The 24535-nt window shown below is 39.6% G+C and carries 17 protein-coding genes; 16 read left to right on the forward strand and 1 reads right to left on the reverse strand.

Translation table 11 applies throughout. The features are described from left to right. Positions 1-53: 53 nt before the first annotated feature. The 16 genes from rpsO (at position 54) to NL930_RS05580 (ending at position 23617) form a co-directional block, all read left to right on the forward strand. Entirely contained in the window at positions 54-326 is a 273-nt protein-coding gene (rpsO, locus tag NL930_RS05505) for a 30S ribosomal protein S15 (RefSeq protein ID WP_039672670.1), read from the forward strand. 313 nt (positions 327-639) lie between these two features. Continuing rightward, positions 640-885, forward strand: coding sequence for a helix-turn-helix transcriptional regulator (locus NL930_RS05510; RefSeq protein WP_039672669.1), 246 nt, complete (start codon positions 640-642; stop codon positions 883-885). Next, positions 885-1055 (forward strand): hypothetical protein, encoded by a 171-nt coding sequence (locus tag NL930_RS05515; protein WP_173636954.1) that lies wholly within the window; start codon positions 885-887, stop codon positions 1053-1055. The genes NL930_RS05510 and NL930_RS05515 overlap by 1 nt, the downstream gene beginning before the upstream one ends. 475 nt (positions 1056-1530) lie before the next feature. Further along, positions 1531-3528, forward strand: coding sequence for a peptidase domain-containing ABC transporter (locus tag NL930_RS05520; protein WP_256497174.1), 1998 nt, complete (start codon positions 1531-1533; stop codon positions 3526-3528). Further along, entirely contained in the window at positions 3525-3989 is a 465-nt protein-coding gene (locus NL930_RS05525; protein WP_254375934.1) for a GNAT family N-acetyltransferase, read from the forward strand. Before NL930_RS05520 ends, NL930_RS05525 begins: the two co-directional genes overlap by 4 nt. Positions 3990-4156: 167 nt before the next feature. Continuing rightward, positions 4157-5119: a hypothetical protein gene (locus NL930_RS05530; RefSeq protein WP_254375935.1), complete on the forward strand. Its 963-nt coding sequence runs from the start codon at positions 4157-4159 to the stop codon at positions 5117-5119. 1 nt (position 5120) lies between these two features. Next, on the forward strand, positions 5121-5549 hold the full coding sequence (locus NL930_RS05535) for a hypothetical protein (RefSeq protein ID WP_254375936.1): 429 nt from the start codon (positions 5121-5123) through the stop codon (positions 5547-5549). A gap of 116 nt (positions 5550-5665) precedes the next feature. Next, entirely contained in the window at positions 5666-6274 is a 609-nt protein-coding gene (locus NL930_RS05540) for a hypothetical protein (protein WP_254375937.1), read from the forward strand. A gap of 12 nt (positions 6275-6286) precedes the next feature. Further along, entirely contained in the window at positions 6287-15682 is a 9396-nt protein-coding gene (locus NL930_RS05545) for an Ig-like domain-containing protein (protein WP_254375938.1), read from the forward strand. A 17-nt stretch (positions 15683-15699) separates the two neighbouring features. Further along, positions 15700-16179, forward strand: a complete 480-nt coding sequence (locus NL930_RS05550; RefSeq protein WP_254375939.1) for a toxin-activating lysine-acyltransferase — start codon at positions 15700-15702, stop codon at positions 16177-16179. 3 nt (positions 16180-16182) lie between these two features. Continuing rightward, positions 16183-17559 (forward strand): HlyD family type I secretion periplasmic adaptor subunit, encoded by a 1377-nt coding sequence (locus tag NL930_RS05555; RefSeq protein ID WP_254375940.1) that lies wholly within the window; start codon positions 16183-16185, stop codon positions 17557-17559. Beyond that, a complete protein-coding gene (locus NL930_RS05560) occupies positions 17556-18860 on the forward strand; it encodes a TolC family protein (protein WP_254375941.1) in 1305 nt (434 codons plus the stop codon). Before NL930_RS05555 ends, NL930_RS05560 begins: the two co-directional genes overlap by 4 nt. A gap of 266 nt (positions 18861-19126) precedes the next feature. Further along, on the forward strand, positions 19127-19930 hold the full coding sequence (locus NL930_RS05565) for an HrcA family transcriptional regulator (protein WP_039672663.1): 804 nt from the start codon (positions 19127-19129) through the stop codon (positions 19928-19930). Between the two features lie 3 nt (positions 19931-19933). After that, entirely contained in the window at positions 19934-20503 is a 570-nt protein-coding gene (gene grpE, locus NL930_RS05570; protein WP_041961658.1) for a nucleotide exchange factor GrpE, read from the forward strand. Positions 20504-20555: 52 nt separating this feature from the next. Then, entirely contained in the window at positions 20556-22436 is a 1881-nt protein-coding gene (gene dnaK / locus NL930_RS05575; RefSeq protein WP_039672659.1) for a molecular chaperone DnaK, read from the forward strand. A 149-nt stretch (positions 22437-22585) separates the two neighbouring features. Continuing rightward, on the forward strand, positions 22586-23617 hold the full coding sequence (locus tag NL930_RS05580; protein WP_254375942.1) for an HD-GYP domain-containing protein: 1032 nt from the start codon (positions 22586-22588) through the stop codon (positions 23615-23617). Positions 23618-23620: 3 nt separating this feature from the next. Here the strand turns inward: NL930_RS05580 and ppk2 are convergent, their stop codons facing one another. After that, positions 23621-24508, reverse strand: coding sequence for a polyphosphate kinase 2 (gene ppk2, locus NL930_RS05585; protein ID WP_060825747.1), 888 nt, complete (start codon positions 24506-24508; stop codon positions 23621-23623). Positions 24509-24535 lie beyond the last annotated feature (27 nt).

Genomic DNA, 24535 nt, shown 5'->3' on the forward strand with positions numbered 1-24535 from the left:
ATACAATTTCAGGCTTTTGAAAAGCAACTAACATTACCAATCAGGAGGTCGTTATGGCTTTAGGTTCGGCGGAAAAACAAGTTATTGTTTCACAATTCGGTAGAAAAGAGGGTGACACAGGTTCACCGGAGGTTCAAATTGCGCTTCTTTCAAAAAGAATCAGCGATTTAACGGAACACCTTAAACTTAATGCGAAAGATCACTCTTCACGCCTTGGTCTCTTAAAACTTGTCGGACAAAGAAAACGTTTAATGCAATACCTTAAACGTAAAGATTTTGCTACGTACAGCAAAGTTATTAAAGAACTTTCTATCCGCGACAAATAATATCGTTTGTCCTTCCGTGCCGAGATAGCATTTTTTGCTATACTCGGCTTTTTTTGCCCCGTTTTTCCCTTTCCATACCTCTTCTTTACCGATACCGTAATAGTTTAGAACAGCATTCTTTGAACCCTTTGGTTAATAATTTTATACGGTTTAATGTATAAAATATATACTTATTGTATAAAAAATAAAAAAATTAGATATTTATGTCAAATTTTATTATAAATATATACTAAAACATCGTTTTTAAGATATAATAACTTATAAAATATCCTATTTATGTATAATTAATCCGGTATTGGTTAGAATCGTATACATGAAAACAAACGATATTTTTAATCTGCTTCATAATGCTGTCGAATCGAAGTATTTGGGAAAGAAGATTTCTCAGCGTGAAATGGCGGATAAACTCGGCGTATCGATGCGAACGTATCAAGATTGGAGATTAGGTAACTCCATGCCTCAAGCGGCTTTAGCGATTTTTAAAATGCTAGGAGAGCTTGATGAAGACGATGCGATCAGATTGATTAAACGTATTGTTAAAGATTCAAAGGATGCATGATGAGCACGCTCTCTCAAAATGAACGCAAAGCACTCAACGATATTTTCACGGCTATGACCGAAAAAGAGACATTCTTTTCCCGTCTTAAAGAGAGCAAAGGCGAATTGAAACATTTTTTTAGATTGATTTTTATGCGCCATAAAAAACGTATTAAACACCCCGTTCGATAAACCCCTTTTTCGTTTCTTTCCTTCTCTCACGTTTGGTGTGCGAGCATATTCACTCTTGTTTTAGCATATAGGTACTATTTAGATGGTAATTGTCATCACAACATGTTTGGTCATAACTATGCAATTTTTACATATTGAGTCTAAATCACCTAGTTTTTTATAAAAAATAATACTTTTCATTATAATTTTTAAGGTTATGACGACTAGAATATCACCTTTATATCACAGACAATCAGATTTATTTTGTAATACTCTAAGAGGGGCCTCTATTGAGAAGTATACAAGCATCTGGTGGTATTCCATGTTAAGGCGTTTTGTTTCAAAACTACGTAAACCTTGGCATTCCACTATTTCAGTTTCAGATCATATTCTTGTACCAGATGAATTTATATGGGCAGTAGGTAGCATCTGTGCGCTTAATCGCATAGCGTTTGATCCTCAACTTATCCTCAATCAATTTCCACTGCCATTAAGCATGGATTCATTGATTCGTGCTATAAGACATATGGGTTTTAAAAGTAAAACATTTTCTCGTAAACCGCATCAGCTTAAAAACCTCACTTTCCCATGCTTCGCCTTCATCGCATCCTCAAAAAATCAAGAGGATAATATTGCGTCTATAGCACTACTCACCGATGTCACCGATGAACAGGTTATGCTGTTTGAAGCTAATACCAACACACCCGTACAACTCTCCTTAGAAGACTTTTCAAAACGCTATTTAGGTAATGTGATTCTACTCGCCAAAGAGCAAGAGAGTTTAAGTGACCCTGATGCCGTAAAAAGTCAGGAAAAAGGCAATTTTGGTTTTTCGTGGTTTTTACCGGAACTGTTTAAATATAAAAAAGTATGGAGCGATGTTCTCTTAGCGTCACTTGTTATTCAGCTATTAGCCCTCGGGACACCTCTTTTCACACAAGCGATTATCGATAAAGTTGTTGTCCATCGAACGGAAAGTACGTTGATGGTCATTGCCTTTGGACTGTGTGTTTTTATGGTCTTTTCTTCCATCCTTTCATGGGTTAGACAGTACTTAGTCCTTCATACAGGTAACCGTGTCGATGCCGTTTTAGCCGCAGGCGTGTTTGATCATCTGTTCAAACTTCCCCCTCGTTACTTTGAAAACAGACCTACCGGTGTTATCGCGGCACGTTTACATGGAGTCGAGACGATTCGAGAGTTTATTGCCAGTGCTGCTGTAAGTTTAGTGCTAGATCTTCCTTTTTTGGTGATCTTTGTAGGCATTATGTTTTACTACAGCGTGATGCTGACATTGGTAACGTTAGCGGTTTTAAGCGTGATTGCACTTATGAGCTTTTTTGTCGCGCCACTGTTTCAAACCCAACTCAATGAGCAGTTTTTGCTAGGTGCTCGCAATCAAGCCTTTTTAACAGAGTATATCTCCGGTGTTGAAACCGTGAAAAGCCTTCAGATGGAGCCTCAGCTTCGCTCTCGTTTTTCGGATTATTTGGCGGAGTATCTTCTTGCTACCTTTAAAACCAAACAGCTTGCCAATACCTACAATACTATGGCTACGTTTTTAGACCAGTTCTTAACGCTGCTCATTTTGGTCTTGGGGGCATATACTGTTATGAAAAGCACCGAGTTTACTATCGGTATGCTGGTTGCCTTTCAAATGTTCTCTGGCAAACTCTCTCAACCTGTTATGAGACTCGTAGGACTTTGGCAACAGTTTCAACAAGCTTCTTTATCGGTTCAACGCCTTGGTGATGTTATGAATGCCCCAACTGAACCTTATACCATGCAACCCTCCCGCTTAAAAGAGGGAAAAGGTGCCATCGAGATCGATAGCCTTGGGTTTCGTTATAACGAACAACTTCCTTTTTTATACGAAGACTTCTCACTCAATGTTCTAGCAGGTTCGACTGTCGTCATCATGGGACCATCGGGTTCTGGTAAAAGTACCTTTGCCAAAATCCTTCAAGGGTTTTACCAACCTAACAATGGGCGTATTCGCATTGATGGAACGGACATCAAAAACTTTTCAGCCAATGAACTGCGTCACTACTTTGGTGTTGTTCCTCAAGAGACAGTCCTTTTTTCAGGAAGCATTTACGACAACCTAATAGCTGCCAATCCTCATGCGACCTTTGAACAAATCGTTCAAGTGTGCAAACTTGCAGAGATGCACGAGACCATCGAAAAGCTTCCTCAAGGTTATAAAACCGTCATTGGTGAGAGAGGAGCAGGGCTTTCAGGTGGGCAAAGACAACGTCTTGCTATTGCAAGAGCACTGCTTAAACGTCCAAAGATTCTCATCTTCGATGAAGCAACGAGTGCTTTAGATGCAGGAACGGCGGAACACTTTGCCGCAACGGTCAATCAACTGCATGGCAAGGTTACGATGCTCTTCATTACCCATGCACTTCCTAAAAGTTTAAAAGTCGATAACATCATCCGCATTGGAGACAATACTACCATAGCACCCACGAAGGAGATAGCAACCGCATGACCATACGATACGCAACATTAGAGGACATTCCCACTTTTGTGGAACTTGGAAGATATTTTTGTGCACATACGAGATTTAAAGACTTTGTGTATGATGAAATACGCATAGCTTCTCAATTTAAAGCCGTCATCGAAACAGGGCATAAAAACGGAACCCACTGCTTTTTTGTAGCAGAAGATAGTGAGGGCAGAGGAGTTGGCGGACTCATCGGGTGTGTGGAACGCCATTTCTTTTCAGACCAGATTGTTGCTAGTATCATCCATTACGATGTCATTCCTGAGCGAAGGATGAGTGGAGCGGCACTAAGACTTTTAAAAGCCTTTCGAACGTGGGCAGAAAACAGAGGCGCTGTTGAACTCTCCGCAGGGGTTAACAGTGGTGATGATTCAGGCAAGATGGATAAATTCTTTAAACGACTCGGCTTTAGCCCTGTTGGTGGGAATTATGCGTTGAAGCTTTAGCTTTACATGTAAAGAATCAAAGAACACCAAAGGAGGCAAATTATGGGCTTTATCACGAGGTGGCGTAAGCTAGACAAAATGACATTGGAAACCAAATCTCAGGAGGTAATATGCGACAACATAAATGGTTACAAGAGCAAATAACCTTTACATGTAAAGGAGTTTCAATGCAAAAAATAGGATGGATATTTGTGCTTGGTTTAGTTGTAACAAACATGTGTGCAGATACGAAAGAATATATACAAGAACAAATACAAAAATATAGTCAAAATGTGGGATTTATTAAAGGTGAAAAAAGAGCCAATTACCAAAAACAATTTCCAATGTGCGATGAGTTTATTGATGTCCATTGGTTAGATAAAAAAAACAATGAGCGGCAAAGAGGATGGCGGTACTATACCTATTACCCCTATATTTACAATGATGATACCCAAAAAGACATATTGAGCGATAAAGAAGACGGTGGTTATGAAATGGTAGAAATCGAAGAGAACGGAAGTGTTCATTACTACGGTCTTTATTTCATCCAAAAAGCTTTTAAAGAGACATGGAAAGATGTCATCCAAAAAATGACGATTACAGGTAATAATCAACAATTTACCCTTCACTATCAAGGTCAGAAGTATGACAATAGTAAATATAGATTTTCTATGACACAAAACTATAAAAATGTGTGCATAGTAAAACCTGATGAGCAAACGGCAGTTTTTTATGAAATGAAAAGAGCTAGTAAGGTTTTAAGCGATGAAGAAATAGAAACATATCTTACAACAATACAGCGAGATATAAAAACATTAAATTATTCAAATCCTTATGTATTAAATGATTTGAAAAATGCGTATTTATTAGATATCAATAATGATGGCATTTTGGATTTTGCGCCTACTGGAGATAAATGGAGTGCCAGAGATAGATGGATTTATTCGATTAAAGGAGAATATCAAATGCCTTTTTATCAAAAAATAAAAGGCAGCGAAAAAACAATGCAACTTTATTCAGAACCAAAACAAGGATGCATCACGAATAATTTTGATGGAATTTTGTTTTTGCGTGGCAAAGAACTTTTTTATCAAAGTAACAACGATATTTGCAATTTAACACAACTAACAACTCAAAAAGGATACGGTTAGCGTGACAGAAAACAGTAAATTTACGGCAAGGGCACTTCAAAAATTACAAAACCTAACTGGAACAAATTGGTTAAGCTTTTTAGATGCAGTAGGCAGAATAGAAAGTGATAGCGCATATAATGCTAAACCTACAGGAACTCACTATGGTATCTATCAACAGAATGATGAATTACTAAATTATACAAATTTCTATAAAAGTTTTGGTCAAATACTTGGCGTCAATACTATTGAGCAATTTCAGTCAAATCCCATAGCTCAAGAAGTTGCAGCTTTGATGGAGTTTGGTGGTATTCCTTCTAAATACGTGGGACAGAATTTTTCCAGTAAATACACGGCAACGATGAAAGCATTAGGAAGAATAGGGGTCAGGTCTAAACTTTTAACTTTTTTACATGTAAATCTTTTTCAATGCAAAAAGCTTTACATGTAAAGAATCAAATGGTGGCGTAAGTCTGGTTAGAGAAAGACAATAAGGAGAGGCAATGAAGTGGAATAAGTGGCTTCAAAGGAAGCTGAAAGCTTCACATGTAAAGGAGGAGATTTGCGATGAAAAATGAACAAAGTAATAATTCTAGTATGAACGCATTTAAAAATCCACGATTATGGAAAGAAAAACTTTTATCAATTGTTTTGATTCCCGCTATAGGTATAGCAAGTATATTTATATTTGCATATCTTAATGGAGTAGTAATGGTTCCAGATTTGGATTCAGACAACATTCCTTATTGGCTTGATAATGCAAAGACGAATATTGATATTCTACTCTTATGTATTTATTTCTTGCTTATCATTGAATTATTATACGCACTATGGCTCCTTATTTCACTAAAAATTGCAAGATTAGTTGAACACATTGCAAGAATTTTAACAGTCATTGGTACGTTCTTTCTTAGTGCATACTTATCGCCTCCATTTACTCAAACTATTGAGAAGTTTCAAGTTGAAAAAAGATATTACCTTCGCTATATTAAAACACATAAATATTTGAACCCAATTTATGACACATTTCGCCCTATAGAAAAAGAAAATACTATGTGTTATATCGCTTATAATGAAACAAATATAGCAACTTCTAATAGAAAAGATTTGCAGAATTGTAAAGTGATAGAACTTGAGCCTTATTTTTCATATGTCTGTTGTCCAAAAAATAATTAAAAAGGAGAAACAATGCCTTTACATAGTGAGCTGATATTTCAGTCAAAAACGACTTATTATGATAAAACTGGTAAGTCATATGAAGGACCATCAGTTGATTCAAAATATTTAACTGATTCAAATGGTAATTATGTGATTAACCCTACTTCGCCCACAGGTGAGCCATACATTATTCCTGCAAATATGGATTTTGATTCGCTGATTAAAGTATTTGAAGGTTTTCATACACCTGAACAGACTTTATTACTTCTATCTAATTTTAGAACTAGTGGTAGTTTTGATTTGCAACGAACTAATCCAGATGGTACTAAATATCAATTTATAGATGATAATAAAATTAAGCACGAACTATTTGTTTCAGATTATACTTCATCTGCATCATTGTACTTTGGTGCTGCTTCGGTAGCCATGTGTGTTCCAAGTAATATCGCTGAAGCTGGAGGCGGAGGACTGAATTTATTAAATAATTTACTCCAAATATTTAGTAAAGGATCAAGTTCTATCAATATAGATGGAAAATACTTTAATAATCCAAATAATATATTAAATATAGAGCAAGGAATAACATATTATAAGAATAATATTTCAAATGATTCGATATTGGATATTATACAAGACAGTATCGACACTGCTTTTCAAAATAGTTATGATATGTCGCACTATGTCACTACAAATGTATGGAATTGGTTGAAAAATAATACTGATTATACAGGATATCCAGAGACCAACGATTTTAATCTTTACTCTCTCTCAACAACGGATGTAGCAAACGCCACCAGCATCCTCACCACACTCTATCCTTTGGTCGATACACCACTAAGCGATAGTTACTTTAATGTGAATATCACTTCGACAGGGGAACAACTCAGCATTAAAAAAACTATTTCCCCAGACACCCAAAAGGCAACTTATACCTTAACAGCCTCTGATTTAATGAACGCTTCAGCCATTATTGATTCTGTCTTTGGAATGATCGATAGCTCCGCTATTACTCCAAGTGATGTTATCGTTAATCTAACCGATACCAATATAAGTACCACACTAACTAAAGGTAACCTTCTTTATGAACTTGGCACCAAAGGTTTTGTCGATCTTTACAGTATGTTAGGAAATAATCCATGGTTGATAGATGAGAGTAACATCATCTTAAGTAATCAACACTATGAAATCTCTGGACTAGAATCTTCCATCGCTTCCCTCGAATCCGCTTTGAACAGTACCGATGCTTCCATAGTTGAAGATGCTAGTGGAAAGTTTAGTACCATTAAAGCCAATGGCAATACCTTTGTCATCACCGACCACGGGCAAATTATCCAATATGATGCAAGTAACTCTAAAGTCTTTGTCGTTACAGGACAATACACCGAATCAAGTTACACCCTAGCTTCCACAACTCCCATGAGTGATGAACTCTTAGGTTCCATCGCTGAGGCACTTTCAACTTCTTCAACCGTTACACTTCCTGAAGGCTTTGATGGAAGTATTGTGTTAAGCTCAAATGGCAATCAAATAAGCCTTGCGCCTATGAGTGATAGTGATGGTAATGTGATTGGTACCATAAAAACCATCAAAGAAGGAGATGTTGAAACTACCACCCAAAGCTTCGATGATGCTTCCTTGCCGCTCATAGTCAGAGTTAAAACAGATGGCTTTGTAGCTAACTATAGTGATGGTGTGTTTCAAGGCTTTAGCTCTATGGGCAATGTAGCACTCAGTGATGGGTTCAATCAACTTTTGTTAGAAAATTTACATGTAAAAGGTGTTAATGCTCCTTCTATAGAAGATATACAGCATCTAAATCTCACAGATACTACAGAGATGAATGATTTCAAAGATGCTTTTGATGCAACGATGAAAAATTCTGTGAGTGTCACCGACTATTACGGTGCGCCAAAGCTAGTGACCCAAAGTGAAGCGACACTCCAAACGATTGGTACAGGCATAGCTTCACTTACCGATGCGCTATCTCTTATCAATGCCATCCAAAGTGGTAAGGCACTGCCTATTGCTGTTACGGGTATCAGACTTGCAGCAGATATAGATTATTTAGACGGTGTGAGAGATATGCCAAATCTTGCGGCGGCTTCAAGTATCGCTTCAGGTATTTTAAGCATTATGAGTCTTACGAATGCTCTTAAAAAAGGCGATACTATTGGCGCGGTAACAGCTGGTGCTAATGCTCTTTATTTTAGTGCAACAGGGTATGCCGTTTTATCTTCATCTTCAACAGAAGTAGCTAAAGCACTCTCAACAACGTTTGGCGATACGGCAACTACAACGATAGGTTCTCTTGGTAATGCACTTCCTTATCTTAATATTGTCAATTCCATAGCTCATGGTGATGCTCTTGGAGCAGGCGTGGGCGTTGCTAGTCTGATATGGAGAAATATTCCTTACGTTGGTTGGGCATACGCCGTTTACTCCATCGTCAAATCTCTCTTCGGACATCACGATAGCATTCCAGACCCATGGGGAAATGGTCAATACATTTGGAATGGCAATAGTATTACCTACCAAAGTGCAGGACAAACCGGTGGTAAAGAAGCCGTGAGTAATGTGATGAACAATGTGCTTAGCGTTCTTAACAACTTGATCGAACAAGAAAGAAAAACTAACCCTACCAGTGCTTTAGGCATCATCCCCAACCGTATGCCAACCATTGCTTACGATATGTCAGGGTATCGCTATACCGACATCGACCCACTGACAGGTGAAGAAAAACATGCTTACCTAAGGTTTGACACTTCAGGCAATCCTTACAATGCCACTCCAGGAAGTACAGAGTCTTACCAGTCTATCATCGAAGCGATGGTACGTTCTGCTTTATCACGCTCTGCTATTGCTCCTCTTTGGGAAGTGCAAACCGCAAAGATGCAAACCGACGCGGGTGACCCAAAAGCAGGACTTACCGAAGAAGCACGAGCAGGAAGAGATGGTGCCTTAGCCACAACTGTCACAGGAGATACCCAAACGTTCAGACCTGTCACACTTGATCTTAGTGGTGATGGAAAGATCGATGTGATCTCCAAAGATGCTTCAGCGGTCAGTTTCGATGTGGATGATTCGGGTTACTTAAAAAAGACAGCGTGGATTGATGGTGGCGATGCTTTCTTAACCTTAGATCGTGACTATAACGGTGAAACAAACACAGGCAAAGAGATGTTCTCCAATGCCGCCGTAGCTCTTGGGCGAAGAGGACTTGCTGGTATGGCATGGGTTGATGCGAATTATGACGGCAAGATCACAGCGGCTGATCCTGTGTGGAATGAACTGCGCATTTGGCAAGATGTGAATGAAGATGGTATCGAAGTTGATGCAGAGAGTCATAAGCTAAGCGATCTTGGCATTACAGAGCTTAACTATGCTATGGGAACGTTTACCCAAAACGGTGTAGTGAAAAAACTCTCAAGCCAAGACCTTGTAGCCGATACCGAAGGCTCTCGCATCAATGTCGTACCCGAGGGCATCATCGTAGAGTCTTCTAAAGGTGAGTTATCGCTTCTTGTGACACGCATCGATGACCAAACAGCGGTACAAGCCAATCAAGATGGCATCAGCGGGTATGAAGATGTAGAGATGATCATCGCTGCTGCGGACTTACTTGCCAATGATAAAGTAGGTGGTTTTAGCGGTAGAGACTTAAGTTTGAGCGCCCTTGGTGATTTTAAACATGGTACAGGTTTCATCGATGCCAATGGCTTTGTGCATTTTATACCTGAAGCCAATTATGCAGGAAGCGATGCGGGATTTAGCTATACCACAACGGCTCAAAACGGACAATCAGGCACAGGTGAAGTAAAAATTATCTTGCAAAACGTGAATGACGCACCGACGTTAGACCATGTAGAGCATGAGACGAGAGCTGTTTATGGGTATACTCCTATTCGCTTAATGTATAATTATCATAACGATACGAGGTTTTACTTATCAGGAGGTACCCCAATATATGACGGGAATTTGCCTATAGCCTATGAAGATTCAGGTAAAGGAAAAGTCATTGGTGCAGATATTGATGATCCTACTGGCTCTTTAACATATGAGCTCGTCAATGGACCACAATATGGTTCTATCAGTATTGATGCACAAGGAAATTATACGTATGTTAGTTGGAAGGAACCTGGAATTCCAAGTGATCGCATTGTCGTAGATGGGCAGTATGGCGCTCTTAAAGATGGTAATTTATATACGCAGGACAATCTTCCAAGCCAAGCAGTTTATCCAACAACAGATGTCTTTCAAGTAAAAATTACCGACCCGCATGGAGCAACGACTATCCAATCCATCACAGTACCGCACTTTGGACCTTATCTCCCACCAACACCTCCGGGTGGCGGTGGCGGTAAAAAACCAATCGCTGTTGATCTGAATGGTGATGGATTTAACTTTGTCAATGTTAATGACTCCAATGTCTTTTTTGATGTCACTGGCGATGGTTGGAAACGAAAAACCGCATGGGTCGGTGCCGATGATGGTATCTTAGCATTTGATAGCGACAACAATGGTAAAATCGAAAAAGCCTCTGAAATCAGCTTTGTAGGCTACAAAGAGAGTGCTCAAACAGACTTAGAAGGGCTCAAAGCGTTTGATACCAACAATGATGGAAAATTTGACGCATCCGATGAAAAATGGAATCAATTTGGTATCTGGCAAGATGCGAATCAAAACGGCATTACTGATGAGGGTGAATTTAAAAAACTCTCTGATTTAGGAATTGAATCGATTGGTTTAAGCAGTGACGGTAAATTTACGGTTATCAATAAACAAACAGTTCACGGTGTTGGTTCTATGACAAAAAGCGATGGCACTTCTCTTGCTATTGCAGATGTTACACTTGAGTACAGTGCTGAAACACAAATTCCCGGAATCAATACTTCTGTTACACCAACATCACCTTTTTCTACCAGTGGTGAAGAGATTAATGGAACGGAAGACAAAGACTTGATTCTTGGTAAAAATGGCAATAACATCATTAATGCTTACAGTGGAGACGATGTCATTTTTGAAGATGGCGGAAATGATATTATCTATGCAGGTGATGGTAATGATGTTGCCTATTCAGGAGCAGATAATGACCTTGTTTTTGCCGGAAAGGGCAATGATGTTGTGTACGGTGGCAAAGGTGATGATGTTATCTTAGGTGAAGAGGGTAATGATGTCTTATTTGCAGAAGAAGGCAATGATATTGTTTTTGGAGGCGAAGGCAATGACTTTATCTCGGGCGGTGCAGGTAACGATGTCCTTTCAGGCGATGCAGGTAATGATGAATTGTACGGTGAGAGCGGTAATGATGCTTTATTTGGTAGTGATGGCGACGACAAATTGAGCGGACTTGATGGTCACGATAGACTTGATGGCGGTGCAGGCAATGATATGCTTGATGGTGGATCTGATGCAGATGAGATGATCGGTGGAGTAGGTGATGACACGTATGTTGTCGATGACGCTGCCGACATTGTAACAGAGCTTGTAAATGAGGGCAACGATACCGTTAATACCTCTATTGATTATACCTTAGGTGCCAATCTTGAAAACTTGACGCTTCTTGGCGACAAAAATCTTCATGGCATTGGTAATGAGTTAGATAACATCATCATCGGCAATAGCAAAGATAATATTCTAGAGGGGCAAGCTGGAAATGATACCCTCAATGGTGGCTTAGGCGCCGATAGAATGATCGGCGGTTTGGGTGATGATTCTTATTATGTTGACAATAGCGGTGATGTTGTGGTTGAGGCAGGTGGCGAAGGTAACGATACTATCTATGCATCTGTTAACTATAAAATAGCAGATAATGTCGAAAAACTTGTTCTTACCGGATATGAAGCGATCAATGCAACGGGTAATGATGCCAATAATATCCTTGTAGGTAATAGCGCAAGCAACATCCTTGATGGTAGCTTGGGTGCAGATGTTATGAGTGGTGGCAAAGGTGATGATACGTATATCGTTGATAATGCTAACGATACAGTGACTGAACTTTCCAATGAAGGAATCGATACGATCAAAGCAAGCATCTCTTGGACGTTGGGTGAAAACACTGAAAATCTTTTCTTAACGGGCAATGAATCCATTAACGCCACGGGTAATACATTGAACAATATCTTAGTGGGCAATGGTGCTACCAATATCCTTGATGGAGGATTAGGTGCCGATGCTATGGCTGGTAAAATAGGCGATGATATTTACTACGTTGACAATGCCAATGATACCGCTGTGGAAAATGCCAATGAAGGCTATGATACCATTCGTTCATCTCTCAGTTATACAGTATCTGCAAATGTTGAACGCTTGGAACTTCTTGGAAGTGAAGCGATCAATGCGACAGGTAATGATCTTGACAATATTCTAATTGGAAACAGTGCCAACAATATCCTAGATGGTGGCTTAGGTGTGGATGTCATGAGTGGCGGTAAAGGTGATGATACGTATATTGTTGATAATGCGAATGATACAGTTACTGAACTTTCCAATGAAGGCATCGATACAATCAAAGCAAGTGTTTCATGGACATTAGGAGACAATACCGAAAATCTCTTCTTAACAGGCAATGAAGTGATCAATGCGATAGGAAATGAACTTGACAACATTTTGGTTGGGAACAGTGCCAATAATATCCTAGATGGTGGCTTAGGTGCCGATGCTATGAGCGGTGGAGCAGGTAATGATATTTACTATGTTGACAATACTAACGATACCATTGTAGAAAATGCCAATGGAGGGAACGATAGTGTAGTCTCTCAAGTTACGTATACTCTTTCAGAAAATGTTGAGAACGTGACATTAGCAGGAAGTCTAAATATTAATGCAACGGGTAATGCTCTTGATAACGTTCTTATAGGAAACAGTGCCAATAATATCCTTGATGGAGGATTAGGCGCTGATGCTATGAGCGGTCAAGCAGGTGATGACATTTATATTGTTGAGAATGCTAATGATATGGTTGTCGAGAATATCAATGAAGGCTACGACACTATTCATTCATCTGTCAGTTATACAGCATCTGCAAATGTCGAACGCTTAGAACTTCTTGGAAGTGAAGCAATCAATGCAACAGGAAATGACCTTGATAACGTTTTGATTGGAAACAGTGCCAACAATATTTTAGATGGCGGCTTAGGTGTAGATGCTATGAGCGGTCAAGCAGGTGATGACATCTACTATGTTGACAATACTAATGATACCGTTGTTGAAAATTCCAATGAGGGCTATGACACCATTCGTTCATCTGTCAGTTATACCGCATCTGCAAATGTTGAACGCTTGGAACTTCTTGGAAGTGAAGCGATCAATGCAACAGGTAATGATCTTGACAACGTTCTAATTGGAAATAATGCAGCTAATATCCTAGATGGAAGATTAGGCACTGATGCTATGAGCGGTGGAACAGGCGATGACATTTATATTGTTGACAATACTAATGATACGGTTATTGAGAATGTCAATGAGGGCTATGACACTATTCGTTCATCCGTAAGTTATACCGCATCTGCAAATGTCGAACGCTTAGAACTTCTTGGAAGTGAAGCGATCAATGCAACGGGTAATGAGCTTGACAATATTTTAGTTGGAAACAGTGCCAACAATATCCTAGATGGTGGCTTGGGTGTGGATGTCATGAGTGGCGGTAAAGGTGATGATACGTATATCGTTGATAATGCTAATGATACCGTTGTTGAAAATATTAACGAAGGAATAGATAGTGTTATCTCAAGTGTCTCTTATACATTATCAAACAACGTGGAAAATCTCACGCTCGTTGGCGATCACGCACAAAGTGCAACGGGAAATGATTTGGACAATACCATTCAAGGCAATGCATTAGATAATATCATTGATGGTAAAAAAGGTGCCGATGCAATGCTCGGTGCTCAAGGCAATGATAGCTACTATGTAGACAACGAGCAAGATAGAGTCATTGAAAACTTCAATGAAGGTATCGATACCATTTATTCATCTGTAAGCTATGTTCTACCCGAAAATGTTGAAAATCTCATCATGATAGGAGACGGCTCCATCAGTGCTAGCGGTAATAGTGCCAATAATACATTGATTGGAAATGGTGCTGACAATTATATTTTTGGTGGAGCAGGTGATGATTATATCGATGGAAAAGGCGGTAATAATACGCTAGAAGGGGGGCTCGGTAATGATATGCTGATTGGGAGCAGTGGTAATGATACGTTTGTCTATAACCTAGGCGATGGGCTCGATACTATTATTGAAGCACAAGGTGACGATACCGTTAAATTTACACAGGGTTTATCATTGGATAATGTAGCGCTTCGTGTTGCGAATGTTAATGGTAAATTGATGGCACAAGTGCGTATCTTAAATGAGGGTGGATGCGAACAAGCAGATCAAGGATTTGATTTTGAGGTAAGCCAAGACAAATGTGGGCGATTTGTATCTCCGATTGAGCATTTTACGTTTGCCGATGGCAGCAGTAAAACGCTTGATGATTTACTGATTAAAACCCAAGTGACGTATGCGTCCTTTTGGCAAACAACCATTCAAACAGGAAGAAACGACGATATTATTTATGCAAGTCCTTTCAGCAATGTCATTCATTCAGGAACGGGCAATGATATTGTCTATGCATACAGTGGTGGGGATACTGTCTATGGAGAAGGCGGCAATGACTACCTTTACGGCGATATCGGTAATGATACATTAGATGGTGGATGTGGCAATGATATTTTAAGTGGTGCATGCGGTAATGACTATCTCAAAGATAGCTCCGGTAATAATATATTGCTTGGAGGAAGTGGGAGAGACACCATCATAGCAGGTAAAGGAAATGATTTTATAGCAGGTGGAACATGGGATGATACGTTAAACGGTGGAGCTGGCTATAACGTATTTGCTTTCAATCATGGTGATGGGTACGATACAATTTTACCAGCAGTTGGAGCACATAATACACTTTCCTTAAGTGGCGTTGACCTTGATGATATCAAACTGAGCAAAAAAGGGGATGACCTTATTTTCAATATGGGATGCAACTCACAGGTCACATTGAAAAATTGGTATACTAGCGAGGAAAATCAAAACTTTGACACGCTCCAAATGGTTTCATCAACCTATGAATACAATTTTGGATTTTTACATGTAGGGATTACCGAGAAACCTGATGTCGAAACATTTGATTTTCATGCCTTAGTTGAAGCGTTTGATGAAGCACGAACTGCCAATCCACGTCTCAATAGTTGGAATGCGATGAATGGACTATTAGATGCTCATTTAAGCTCAAGTGATTCTGCGGCAATTGGAGGTGATTTAGCATGGAATTATGCAAAATCCGGAGATCTTTCCAATGTTGCATTAGCTTCTGCTCAAACGATCCTTCAAAATCCATCACTTGGCGCGAGTACACAAGCTATTAATACACAAGATTTATGTCATTACTAAAAAGGGAGAATAAAAATATGTCAGAAGAAAAAAAACAGCATCCATTTTCAGAAGGTGATTTACAGCAAGCGCAACAAGCGCTTGCTAAATTGCCAATATTAGGACCAGCCTTGTGGCTATATGCAAAAGATCCTTTACGTAAATACACGTTTATTGCCGATACGGATTGGACCGTTATGCCTCCAATTATTCTTGATCAATGCCGTCTTTATACGCGTAGTCAGATTCCTTTTGCCTTTATCACATGGGCAAAAGTAAGCGATGAAGTACACCAACGTCTTCTTTTAGGACAGCCTAAGATTGCTCCTCATGAATGGCAAAGTGGATCTCATGTATGGCTTATGGATATCGTAACACCTTTTGGACAGACAGATGAAACCATTGCAGAACTGCTTGCTTTATTTCCAAATCAACGTGTTCAAGGATTTGTTCCAGCCCTTGGGTCAAATCCACCACTCAAAGTTATGGCATGGGATGTTCCCAAACAGGATGAATAACGGATGGACAATTCGCGCATTGCTCTGATTTCTAAAGAAGCCATAGAGTTTGCTCCCAGGCTTTTGGCAATTCAGGAGAGTCCTCCACGTAAATTGCCAAAAGTCATTCTGTATTTGGTGCTTGTGCTCTTTTGTATTTTATTGGCATGGGCAATTTTTGGAAAGCTTGACATTGTGGCATCTGCTGAGGGTAAGCTCATTCCAAAATCTTATGTCAAGATTGTACAACCCGCTGATGGTGGTATTGTGCAAGAAATTTTAGTGCATGAAGGGCAGTCTGTTCAACAAGGCGATGTTCTCATGCGCATGGATGCAAACAGCACCCTTTCAGATACTCAAAGTGTCGAAGGTGAAATGAGACTTAGAGCATTACAATTAAGAAGAATCGATGCCGAACTTGGTGAAGGTAAATTTGTGCAATTACCCGAAGATCCACAAGATCTCTTTTTGAAAACCAAACAACATTATGAGGCAAATCTACAAGCGTATGAAGATGCTTTTTCTCAAGAAGTGCAAAATCTTCAGAAAGTACAGCATGATCTCTTTTCTGCTAAAGAGGTTTTAGAAAAACTAGCACAGACATTACCTTTATATCAACGCAATGCTGCTTCGTTTGAAAAACTTGCAAAAGAAGGATTTGTAAGCCAAATAGAAGCACAAGACAAAGAGCGTGAACGAATCGAAAAAGAACAAGATTTTCGTGCCCAAAAATCAACGGTTCAAGGGCTTCTTGCCGCAGTCAAAGCTTCAGAAAAGCGGTTAGCACAGATTACGTCTAATCATAATAGTCAACTTGAAAATGAGCGCTCCGATGCTCAATCTCAATATAATAAATTAATCCAAGAGTGGGGGAAAAATCTCCATAAAGCCACTCTTTTAGAGTTAAAAGCTCCTCAAAGTGGGATTATTAAAGATCTTGCCACACATACACAAGGCTCTGTTGTTTCTCCAGGTTCTGTTTTAATGTCTTTAGTACCTTATGATGATCCGCTTCAAGCAGAAGTGATGATCAAAAATGAAGATGTAGGATTTGTGCATCCTGGACAAGAGGTTAAGATAAAACTGACTGCCTATCCTTTTCAAAAATACGGCATGATAGAAGGAGAGGTTATCCATGTTGGAGCGGATTCTATCCAATCGCAACAACCTCAAATGGATGCATCGAGTAATGGCAATTCATCGCCGCAACAAACGATGGTAATGAACTATAAAGCTTTAATTAAATTGAATGCTCAACATATACACTTGGATGACAAAATACTCAATCTTACATCAGGTATGCAAACGGTTTGTGAAATTCATTTAGGTAAACGCACCGTTATGGAATATCTCCTATCCCCTGTACAAAAAGCGTGGCAGGAATCAGGAAGAGAGCGATGATTAAAAAAGGATTAATTTCCTTGCTTTGGTTCTGCGTATCCTTAGCCCATGCGAATGACGAATCATTACATCTTTATCAAGCCTATGAACTAGCACTCTCCTATGCTCCAAAGTATAAAGCGCAAAGTTATAAAACAGATGCAACGGCTGAGGGCATTGAGCAAGCAAAATCAAAGCTCTATCCCAAAATCGATTTAACAGGATCGGGCGGTAAATATGAATACGAAACATATTACAATGGTGAAAGCACCTCTGAGATGTATAAAACCTATTCATTATCGTTGGTTCAACCCTTGTATCGACCTGAAATCCTTGATGTTATTGAACAATCCAAAACGAGGTATGATGCTTCTAGAGAGGAACTATCTCAGCAAGAACAGCAATTAGGTATTGATGTTGCGAAGGCTTATTTCAAGGTTTTACAAATTTCAATGGAGATGGAAAAACTTGATACGCAGAAAATATTCTATGAAAGTAAGTATCAAAAAATTCTTAGTATGCTTCCTTTAGGGTTTTCAAATACAATTGAAATGCTTGATGTAAAAGCGAATAAAGATAAAGCGTTAGTAGATTATGTTGCAAAGAAGAGAGAATTTCAAGCTGAAAAAGCTAAGTTAGAACGCTTAATAGGACAGAGTGTTCATCAAGTGCTACCTTACGAAGGTAACTATGATATTCAAAAATTTTCTAAAGCCAAATCTCTTTGGAAAAAACGTCTGCAGGAAAATAACAAAGATAGTAAAATTGCAGAACTCTCTAAAGAAGCGGCTAGGATGGAGATGGATATACGTAAGTATGAACATTACCCCAAAGTAGATTTAGTTGTGAGTAAAGCACAAAACTATACCAATGATCTTGTGGCTCATAAATATGACAATAAGGCGATGGTTCAGATTAGTGTCCCTTTATATCAAGGAGGATATACAAAATCCAGAGTTCAAGAAGCAACTTTGCTTTTTCATGCAGCTTCAGAAAACTTCAATGCCGTTAATACACAAATATTAGATCAATTTGAAGATATTTGGACACAACGAGAATCCTTATTGGAAAGCATTGGCATTTTAGAAGAAGCGAAGCATTCTGCTCAAATGTATTTATTGGCGATACGACAAGGAGAAAAAGAGGGTACAAAAAGCCAAGTAGATATTTTAGAAGCTGAAACTAAATTTCAATCAATGAAAAGTGAACTAGCCATTACCTTTTATGAAATGCTCCTTAATGAGCTAAACCTTTTAGCTTTAACAGGAGATTTGTCACTTACGAAAATGCAGCAGATTGAAACGATGTTTTTTAATAATTGAGAACAAATAAAGTCTAAAAATGAAGTATATTTTTTTAATTTTGTTTGCATTTTAGTTTTTCAAAAGAACTTTATATTACGAGAGTTGTTCATTCTCGCGCGTTTGGTATGCGAGCATATTCACTCTTTTTTTATTGAAATGATTGACCTACGCCTGATCTCACTAACGCTTTTTCTGACATGTCAGTCTTAAACGGTATTACTTGACAATACTTGACTCAATGTTGTATAATTACATCAGCAATTAAATAACAAGAGTGCTAAAAAATGAAAAAACCTTCGAAGCAAGCGTTGATTTTAGAATCGATTATTCAAGCTTATTTGAAGTCGAAAATGCCTATCGGCTCATCCGAACTTCAAATGAAGATGACGTTAGGGATTTCGCCTTCAACGATTCGCATCTATTTTAAAAAGCTTTCCGAAGAAGGATCGTTAGTTCAGCTCCATGTCAGTAGCGGGCGCGTACCGACACACCGAGCATTGCAAGGGTATTGGCAAGAGCGTATCGACACGTCGCTTCCCGTCGAAATTAAAAATATCGAGAAGTTGAGACGTTCCACGAACGAACATCAGCTTTTTTGCGTCGTCGAAAGAAGTTCTGAAGCTATTTTTAAAGAGATCGTTGCCGTTCAGGATCGCTTTTTGATTTTAGTCTTTGACGCACACGAAGTTGCATTAAAATACAATACGAAAGTGGAGCAGTTTCTTCAACGCCTTATCGGCTGTACGATGCGCGAACTTAAAGATATTTCCGTGCAGGTAGGTCTTTACGAGCTACATGAAAAACTTTCGATGATTTTTCAGCAATCTCCGCTTCTTCGAGAAGGCGAAAAAGAGATGTATGCGATTGCGCAAGAATTTCAAACCGATGCGTTTATAGAGCGTTTTAGACGATTGCATTTTCTAGAATCGATTGAAGACGGTTTGTATTTTGACGGATTTATTCCGTTTGGATGCATGGCGGTAAAACAAAAGGTTCAATTAAAAGACCAAAATGCGATGGCCGACATGTTGTGTTTCGGTCGCATCGAGAGTGATTTCGAAGATTTTTTCAATCAAGTGAAGGAGTAAAACGTGAATGAACCGTTAAACGAAGAGCAACAGCGGCAAGAAGCTGCTCCCGAGGAAGTGACGCAAGACGTTTGCTCGGAAGCGGTATGCGATGCGCAGCCGTGTTCGGAAAACAATGAAGTCGAACAATTAAAAACCAAGCTTGCCGAGCTTGAAGATAAATATTTACGAGCCAATGCCGACTTCGATAATATCAAACGTCGTTTGGAAAAAGAGAAAATGCAGGCGATCTCTTATGCCCATGAAGTCTTTGCAAGAGACCTACTTCCCGTAATCGATGCGTTAGAGATGGCTCTCGTAGCCGGTAAAAATACCGAAATCGATAGCACGGAACTTTTAGGAAAAGTTAAAGAAGGGTTGGAACTAACGATTGAGCAGTTCCGAAAAGCTTTTGAAAAACACGGAATCGAACTGGTTGAAAGTGAAGGCGGTTTTGATCCGAACGTTCATGAAGCGGTGATGCAACTTGAGAGTGAAGAGAAGCAAAGCGGGGAGATTTTACAAGTCTTTCAAAAAGGCTATAAAATCAAGGATAGAATTTTACGACCGGCAATGGTCAGTATCGCCAAATAAAGCAATCTTGCGTTTATCGGCATTTATATTAAAATTAAATAAAGGATAAAAAATGGGAAAAGTAATCGGTATAGATTTGGGAACGACCAATTCATGCGTTTCCGTGTATGAAAGAGGAGAGAGTAAAGTTATTCCTAACAAAGAAGGAAAAAATACGACCCCTTCGGTTGTTGCCTTTACGGACAAAGAAGAGGTTTTAGTCGGAGATACGGCAAAACGCCAAGCGGTAACGAATCCTAAGCGCACCATCTATTCTATCAAAAGAATTATGGGTTTGATGAGCAACGAAGAAAAAGCCGGTGAAGCGAAAAAACGTCTTCCTTACGCGGTTGTCGACCGAAACGGTGCATGTGCGATTGAAATCGACGGCAAAGTGTACACTCCACAAGAAATTAGCGCCAAAGTCTTGATGAAACTTAAAGAAGATGCAGAGGGCTTTTTGGGCGAGAGCGTGACCGATGCGGTTATTACCGTTCCGGCATATTTTAACGATAGCCAAAGAAAAGCGACGAAAGAAGCCGGTACGATTGCCGGATTGAACGTGTTGCGTATTATTAACGAGCCGACGGCAGCAGCGTTAGCTTACGGTTTGGATAAAAAAGAAGCGGAAAAAATCGTTGTTTACGACCTCGGCGGCGGAACGTTCGACGTTACCGTACTGGAAACGGGCGATAACGTCGTTGAAGTATTGGCAACGGGCGGAGATGCCTTCTTGGGCGGTGACGACTTTGATAACCGTCTTATCGACTGGTTAGTCGGTGAATTTAAAAGTGAAAACGGTATCGATTTAAAAGCGGATGTGATGGCACTTCAACGTCTCAAAGAAGCAGCGGAAAATGCAAAAAAAGAGCTTTCGTCTTCCATGGAGACCGAGGTGAACTTACCGTTTATCACAGCCGATGCAACCGGTCCAAAACACTTGGTTAAAAAGCTTACGCGTGCAAAATTTGAATCGATGATTGAAGATTTGGTAGCATTGACGATCAAGAAAATCAAAGAAGTCGTCAATGATTCCGATCTTAAAAAAGGCGAAATTAAAGAAATCGTTATGGTCGGCGGATCAACGCGTGTACCTTTAGTCCAACAAAAAGTGAAAGAGTTCTTCGAAAAAGAGCTCAACAAATCCGTAAATCCGGATGAAGTCGTTGCGATCGGTGCGGCTATCCAAGGCGCGGTTATTAAAGGCGACGTCAAAGATATTCTTCTACTCGATGTTACGCCTCTAAGCCTCGGTATCGAAACGTTGGGCGGCGTTATGACGAAATTGATTGAAAAAGGTACGACGATTCCGGTTAAAAAGTCGCAAGTCTTCTCGACCGCGGAAGATAATCAACCTGCCGTTACGATTCACGCACTTCAAGGTGAGCGTGAATTTGCACGCGATAATAAATCGCTCGGTCAATTTAACCTTGAGAGCATTCCACCGGCACCCCGCGGCGTACCGCAAATCGAAGTCTCTTTTGACATCGATGCCAACGGTATTTTAACCGTTTCTGCGAAAGATAAAGCGACGGGTAAAGCTCAAGAGATTAAAATTTCCGGCAGTTCGGGACTCGATGACGCCGAAATCGAAAGAATGGTTAAAGATGCAGAATTGCATAAAGAAGAGGACAAAAAACGTAAAGAAGCGGTTGACGCACGTAATCAAGCCGATGCATTAGCGCATCAAACCGAAAAATCTTTAGGCGAGATGGGCGATGCGATTAGTGCCGAAGATAAGACGAAAATCGAAGCAGAGCTTAAAGCTCTTAAAGAGGTTCTCGCGAATGAAAGTGCGACCAAAGAGCAAATCGACGCTAAAGTGAAATCATTAAGCGAAGCCAGCCATAAACTAGCCGAAGCGATGTATAAAAAAGAGCAAGGCGGAGCCGCCGGAGGCGAACAGCCTAAAGCTAAAAAAGACGACGACGTCATCGACGCCGAAGTCGAATAAACTTCTTTTTCTTTTCGGTATCCAAGCCTTTTAACGCTTGGATACCTCTTTCCCTTTTCCTGACTTTCTTTAATTATTAGAAATATAAGTTTTAAACAAAAATATATAATTCTCTTTATATAATCGTCTTGTAGATTCAAGGTTGTATTATGAGCAAAATCATTAAACTCTTTTTGAAACAAGGCTTTACCCCCGTAGATACTCGGGTCTTTAAACTAGGCTCCGTCCTCCCTTTTGATTGTTATATTCAGAGGTTTAACGGTTTTTTTATCGTTCTTGAAAGCGGTACGTTCTTAAACGAGTCGACGTATCGTAAACTGGTACAAAAAAACCTCCAAATTTTTGTTCAAACACGAAAATACGAAGATTATAAAACGTATGTACAGCGCTTTTCTCCTCAAATCGGTGAGAGGCATACGTCTTACGAAACACAGGAATTAGAGGAAGTTTTAGCGCAATGCTATGATATGAAGTCTCTTTTAAAGCAATCGCAATCATTGCACGATAAATTAAAGATTATCTATACGTATTCCAAGTACCTTTTAAATGCTTGGTTGCAATCCAAGCAGCGTGAACTCGTTCCCGTGGATGCGGTATCTTTTTTAATGGAAGAATTCGTTTTTGTCGCCAATAGTGAGCATTTAACGCTTTCAAAGTTCAATGATTTTTTGGATGAAGAAGACGATTTGGCGGCACATTTAGTCAAAGTCGCTTTTTTCGCAGCCATGATAGGAAGTCATATCAATTTGGATTTTAGTGATCAAAAGAAGTTGCTGATTGCCGCCATTTTGCATGATGTCGGTAAGACGGAATTGGATGAAGAGCTGCTACACAAATCGGATTTCTTATCGGAATTTGAGTATAAGCTTATACAACGACATGCAGAGGCGAGTGCCCACATGGTTCGTCAAAGCGGACTGAAAGATCGCGTGATTTTAAATGCCATTAAAGATCATCACGAGCGTTTGGACGGTAGCGGGTATCCTAAAGGCGCGAAGGAAGATCGTATCAGTATGTTCGGAAAAATTCTTGCGGTATGCGATATGTTCGATGCTATGATTACGATTAAACCGTATCGAGGTGCGTACAGTACGTATAATGCACTCAAGCTTATGCGCCTAGAGGCGCGAGACAAGCTTGAGATGCGTTATGTGAATCTTTTGGTTAAAGATTTAAAATAGGATTTATCCGTTGAGATGAGAGAGGTTTTCGCTCGGTAAGCTTTTTTCCATAATCTCAATTTCTTCTTTACCGGTTCGTACGACGTTTGGATCAAGTGTTAGATGTTTTTTCTTAATTTTATCGGGATAATCGACGTTTTGTAAGATGTGGCGAATCGTATTGAGTCTGGCTTTGCGTTTATCGTCGGATAAAATAATCGTCCACGGACAACGCGGATTGTTGGATGCTAAAAGCATGGAATATTTGGCGACCGTGTATTCGTCCCAAAGTTCTTGCGATTTTTCATCGACGGGAGAGAGTTTAAATTGTTTAAGCGGATCGGTTTTGCGTTCTCTAAAACGTTTGGCTTGTTCTTCTTTTCCGACCGAAAAATAGAATTTGAATAAAATAATGCCCGAATTGACCAACATGGTTTCAAATTTTGGGACTTCGCGTAAAAACTCTTTGTGTTCTTCTTGGGTACAAAAACCCATCACCGGTTCAACGCCGGCGCGATTGTACCATGAACGGTCAAACAAAACGATTTCTCCGGCAGAGGGTAGGTGTTGGGTATAACGTTGGAAATACCATTGCGAACGCTCCGTATCGGAGGGCTTGGAAAGTGCGACGATACGCGCGCCTCGCGGGTTAAGATGTTCGGTAATGCGTTTAATCGTTCCACCCTTGCCTGCCGCATCGCGTCCTTCGACGAGAATCAGAACTTTTAAGCCTTTATCTTTCACATGGTTTTGAAATTTCAGCAATTCGACTTGGAGTTTTGTAAGCTCTTTTTCATATTTTAGCTCGCTTTTTTTGACCCAAATTTGAACTTTGTCATCATGTTTTTCTTCTTTTGAAGCAAGAATCTCTTCATTTTGAAAGGCGATTTTTGTTTTCTTTTTCTTTCCCATTCCTCTTCCTTTTAGCCCTTGAATGCC

The organism is Sulfurospirillum sp. hDNRA2 (assembly GCF_024206095.2).
In the GTDB taxonomy this organism is placed as follows: Bacteria; Campylobacterota; Campylobacteria; order Campylobacterales; family Sulfurospirillaceae; genus Sulfurospirillum.

Excerpts from the sequence above, each read along its gene's own strand:
- NL930_RS05525 (WP_254375934.1), top strand. The coding sequence starts at position 3,525 with ATGACCATACGATACGCAACATTAGAGGACATTCCCACTTTTGTGGAA.
- NL930_RS05520 (WP_256497174.1), top strand. The coding sequence starts at position 1,531 with ATGGATTCATTGATTCGTGCTATAAGACATATGGGTTTTAAAAGTAAA.
- dnaK (WP_039672659.1), top strand. The coding sequence starts at position 20,556 with ATGGGAAAAGTAATCGGTATAGATTTGGGAACGACCAATTCATGCGTT.
- NL930_RS05560 (WP_254375941.1), top strand. The coding sequence starts at position 17,556 with ATGATTAAAAAAGGATTAATTTCCTTGCTTTGGTTCTGCGTATCCTTA.
- NL930_RS05580 (WP_254375942.1), top strand. The coding sequence starts at position 22,586 with ATGAGCAAAATCATTAAACTCTTTTTGAAACAAGGCTTTACCCCCGTA.
- NL930_RS05545 (WP_254375938.1), top strand. The coding sequence starts at position 6,287 with ATGCCTTTACATAGTGAGCTGATATTTCAGTCAAAAACGACTTATTAT.
- NL930_RS05565 (WP_039672663.1), top strand. The coding sequence starts at position 19,127 with ATGAAAAAACCTTCGAAGCAAGCGTTGATTTTAGAATCGATTATTCAA.
- rpsO (WP_039672670.1), top strand. The coding sequence starts at position 54 with ATGGCTTTAGGTTCGGCGGAAAAACAAGTTATTGTTTCACAATTCGGT.
- NL930_RS05555 (WP_254375940.1), top strand. The coding sequence starts at position 16,183 with ATGGACAATTCGCGCATTGCTCTGATTTCTAAAGAAGCCATAGAGTTT.
- NL930_RS05510 (WP_039672669.1), top strand. The coding sequence starts at position 640 with ATGAAAACAAACGATATTTTTAATCTGCTTCATAATGCTGTCGAATCG.
- NL930_RS05515 (WP_173636954.1), top strand. The coding sequence starts at position 885 with ATGAGCACGCTCTCTCAAAATGAACGCAAAGCACTCAACGATATTTTC.
- NL930_RS05550 (WP_254375939.1), top strand. The coding sequence starts at position 15,700 with ATGTCAGAAGAAAAAAAACAGCATCCATTTTCAGAAGGTGATTTACAG.
- NL930_RS05540 (WP_254375937.1), top strand. The coding sequence starts at position 5,666 with ATGAAAAATGAACAAAGTAATAATTCTAGTATGAACGCATTTAAAAAT.
- NL930_RS05530 (WP_254375935.1), top strand. The coding sequence starts at position 4,157 with ATGCAAAAAATAGGATGGATATTTGTGCTTGGTTTAGTTGTAACAAAC.
- ppk2 (WP_060825747.1), bottom strand. The coding sequence starts at position 24,508 with ATGGGAAAGAAAAAGAAAACAAAAATCGCCTTTCAAAATGAAGAGATT.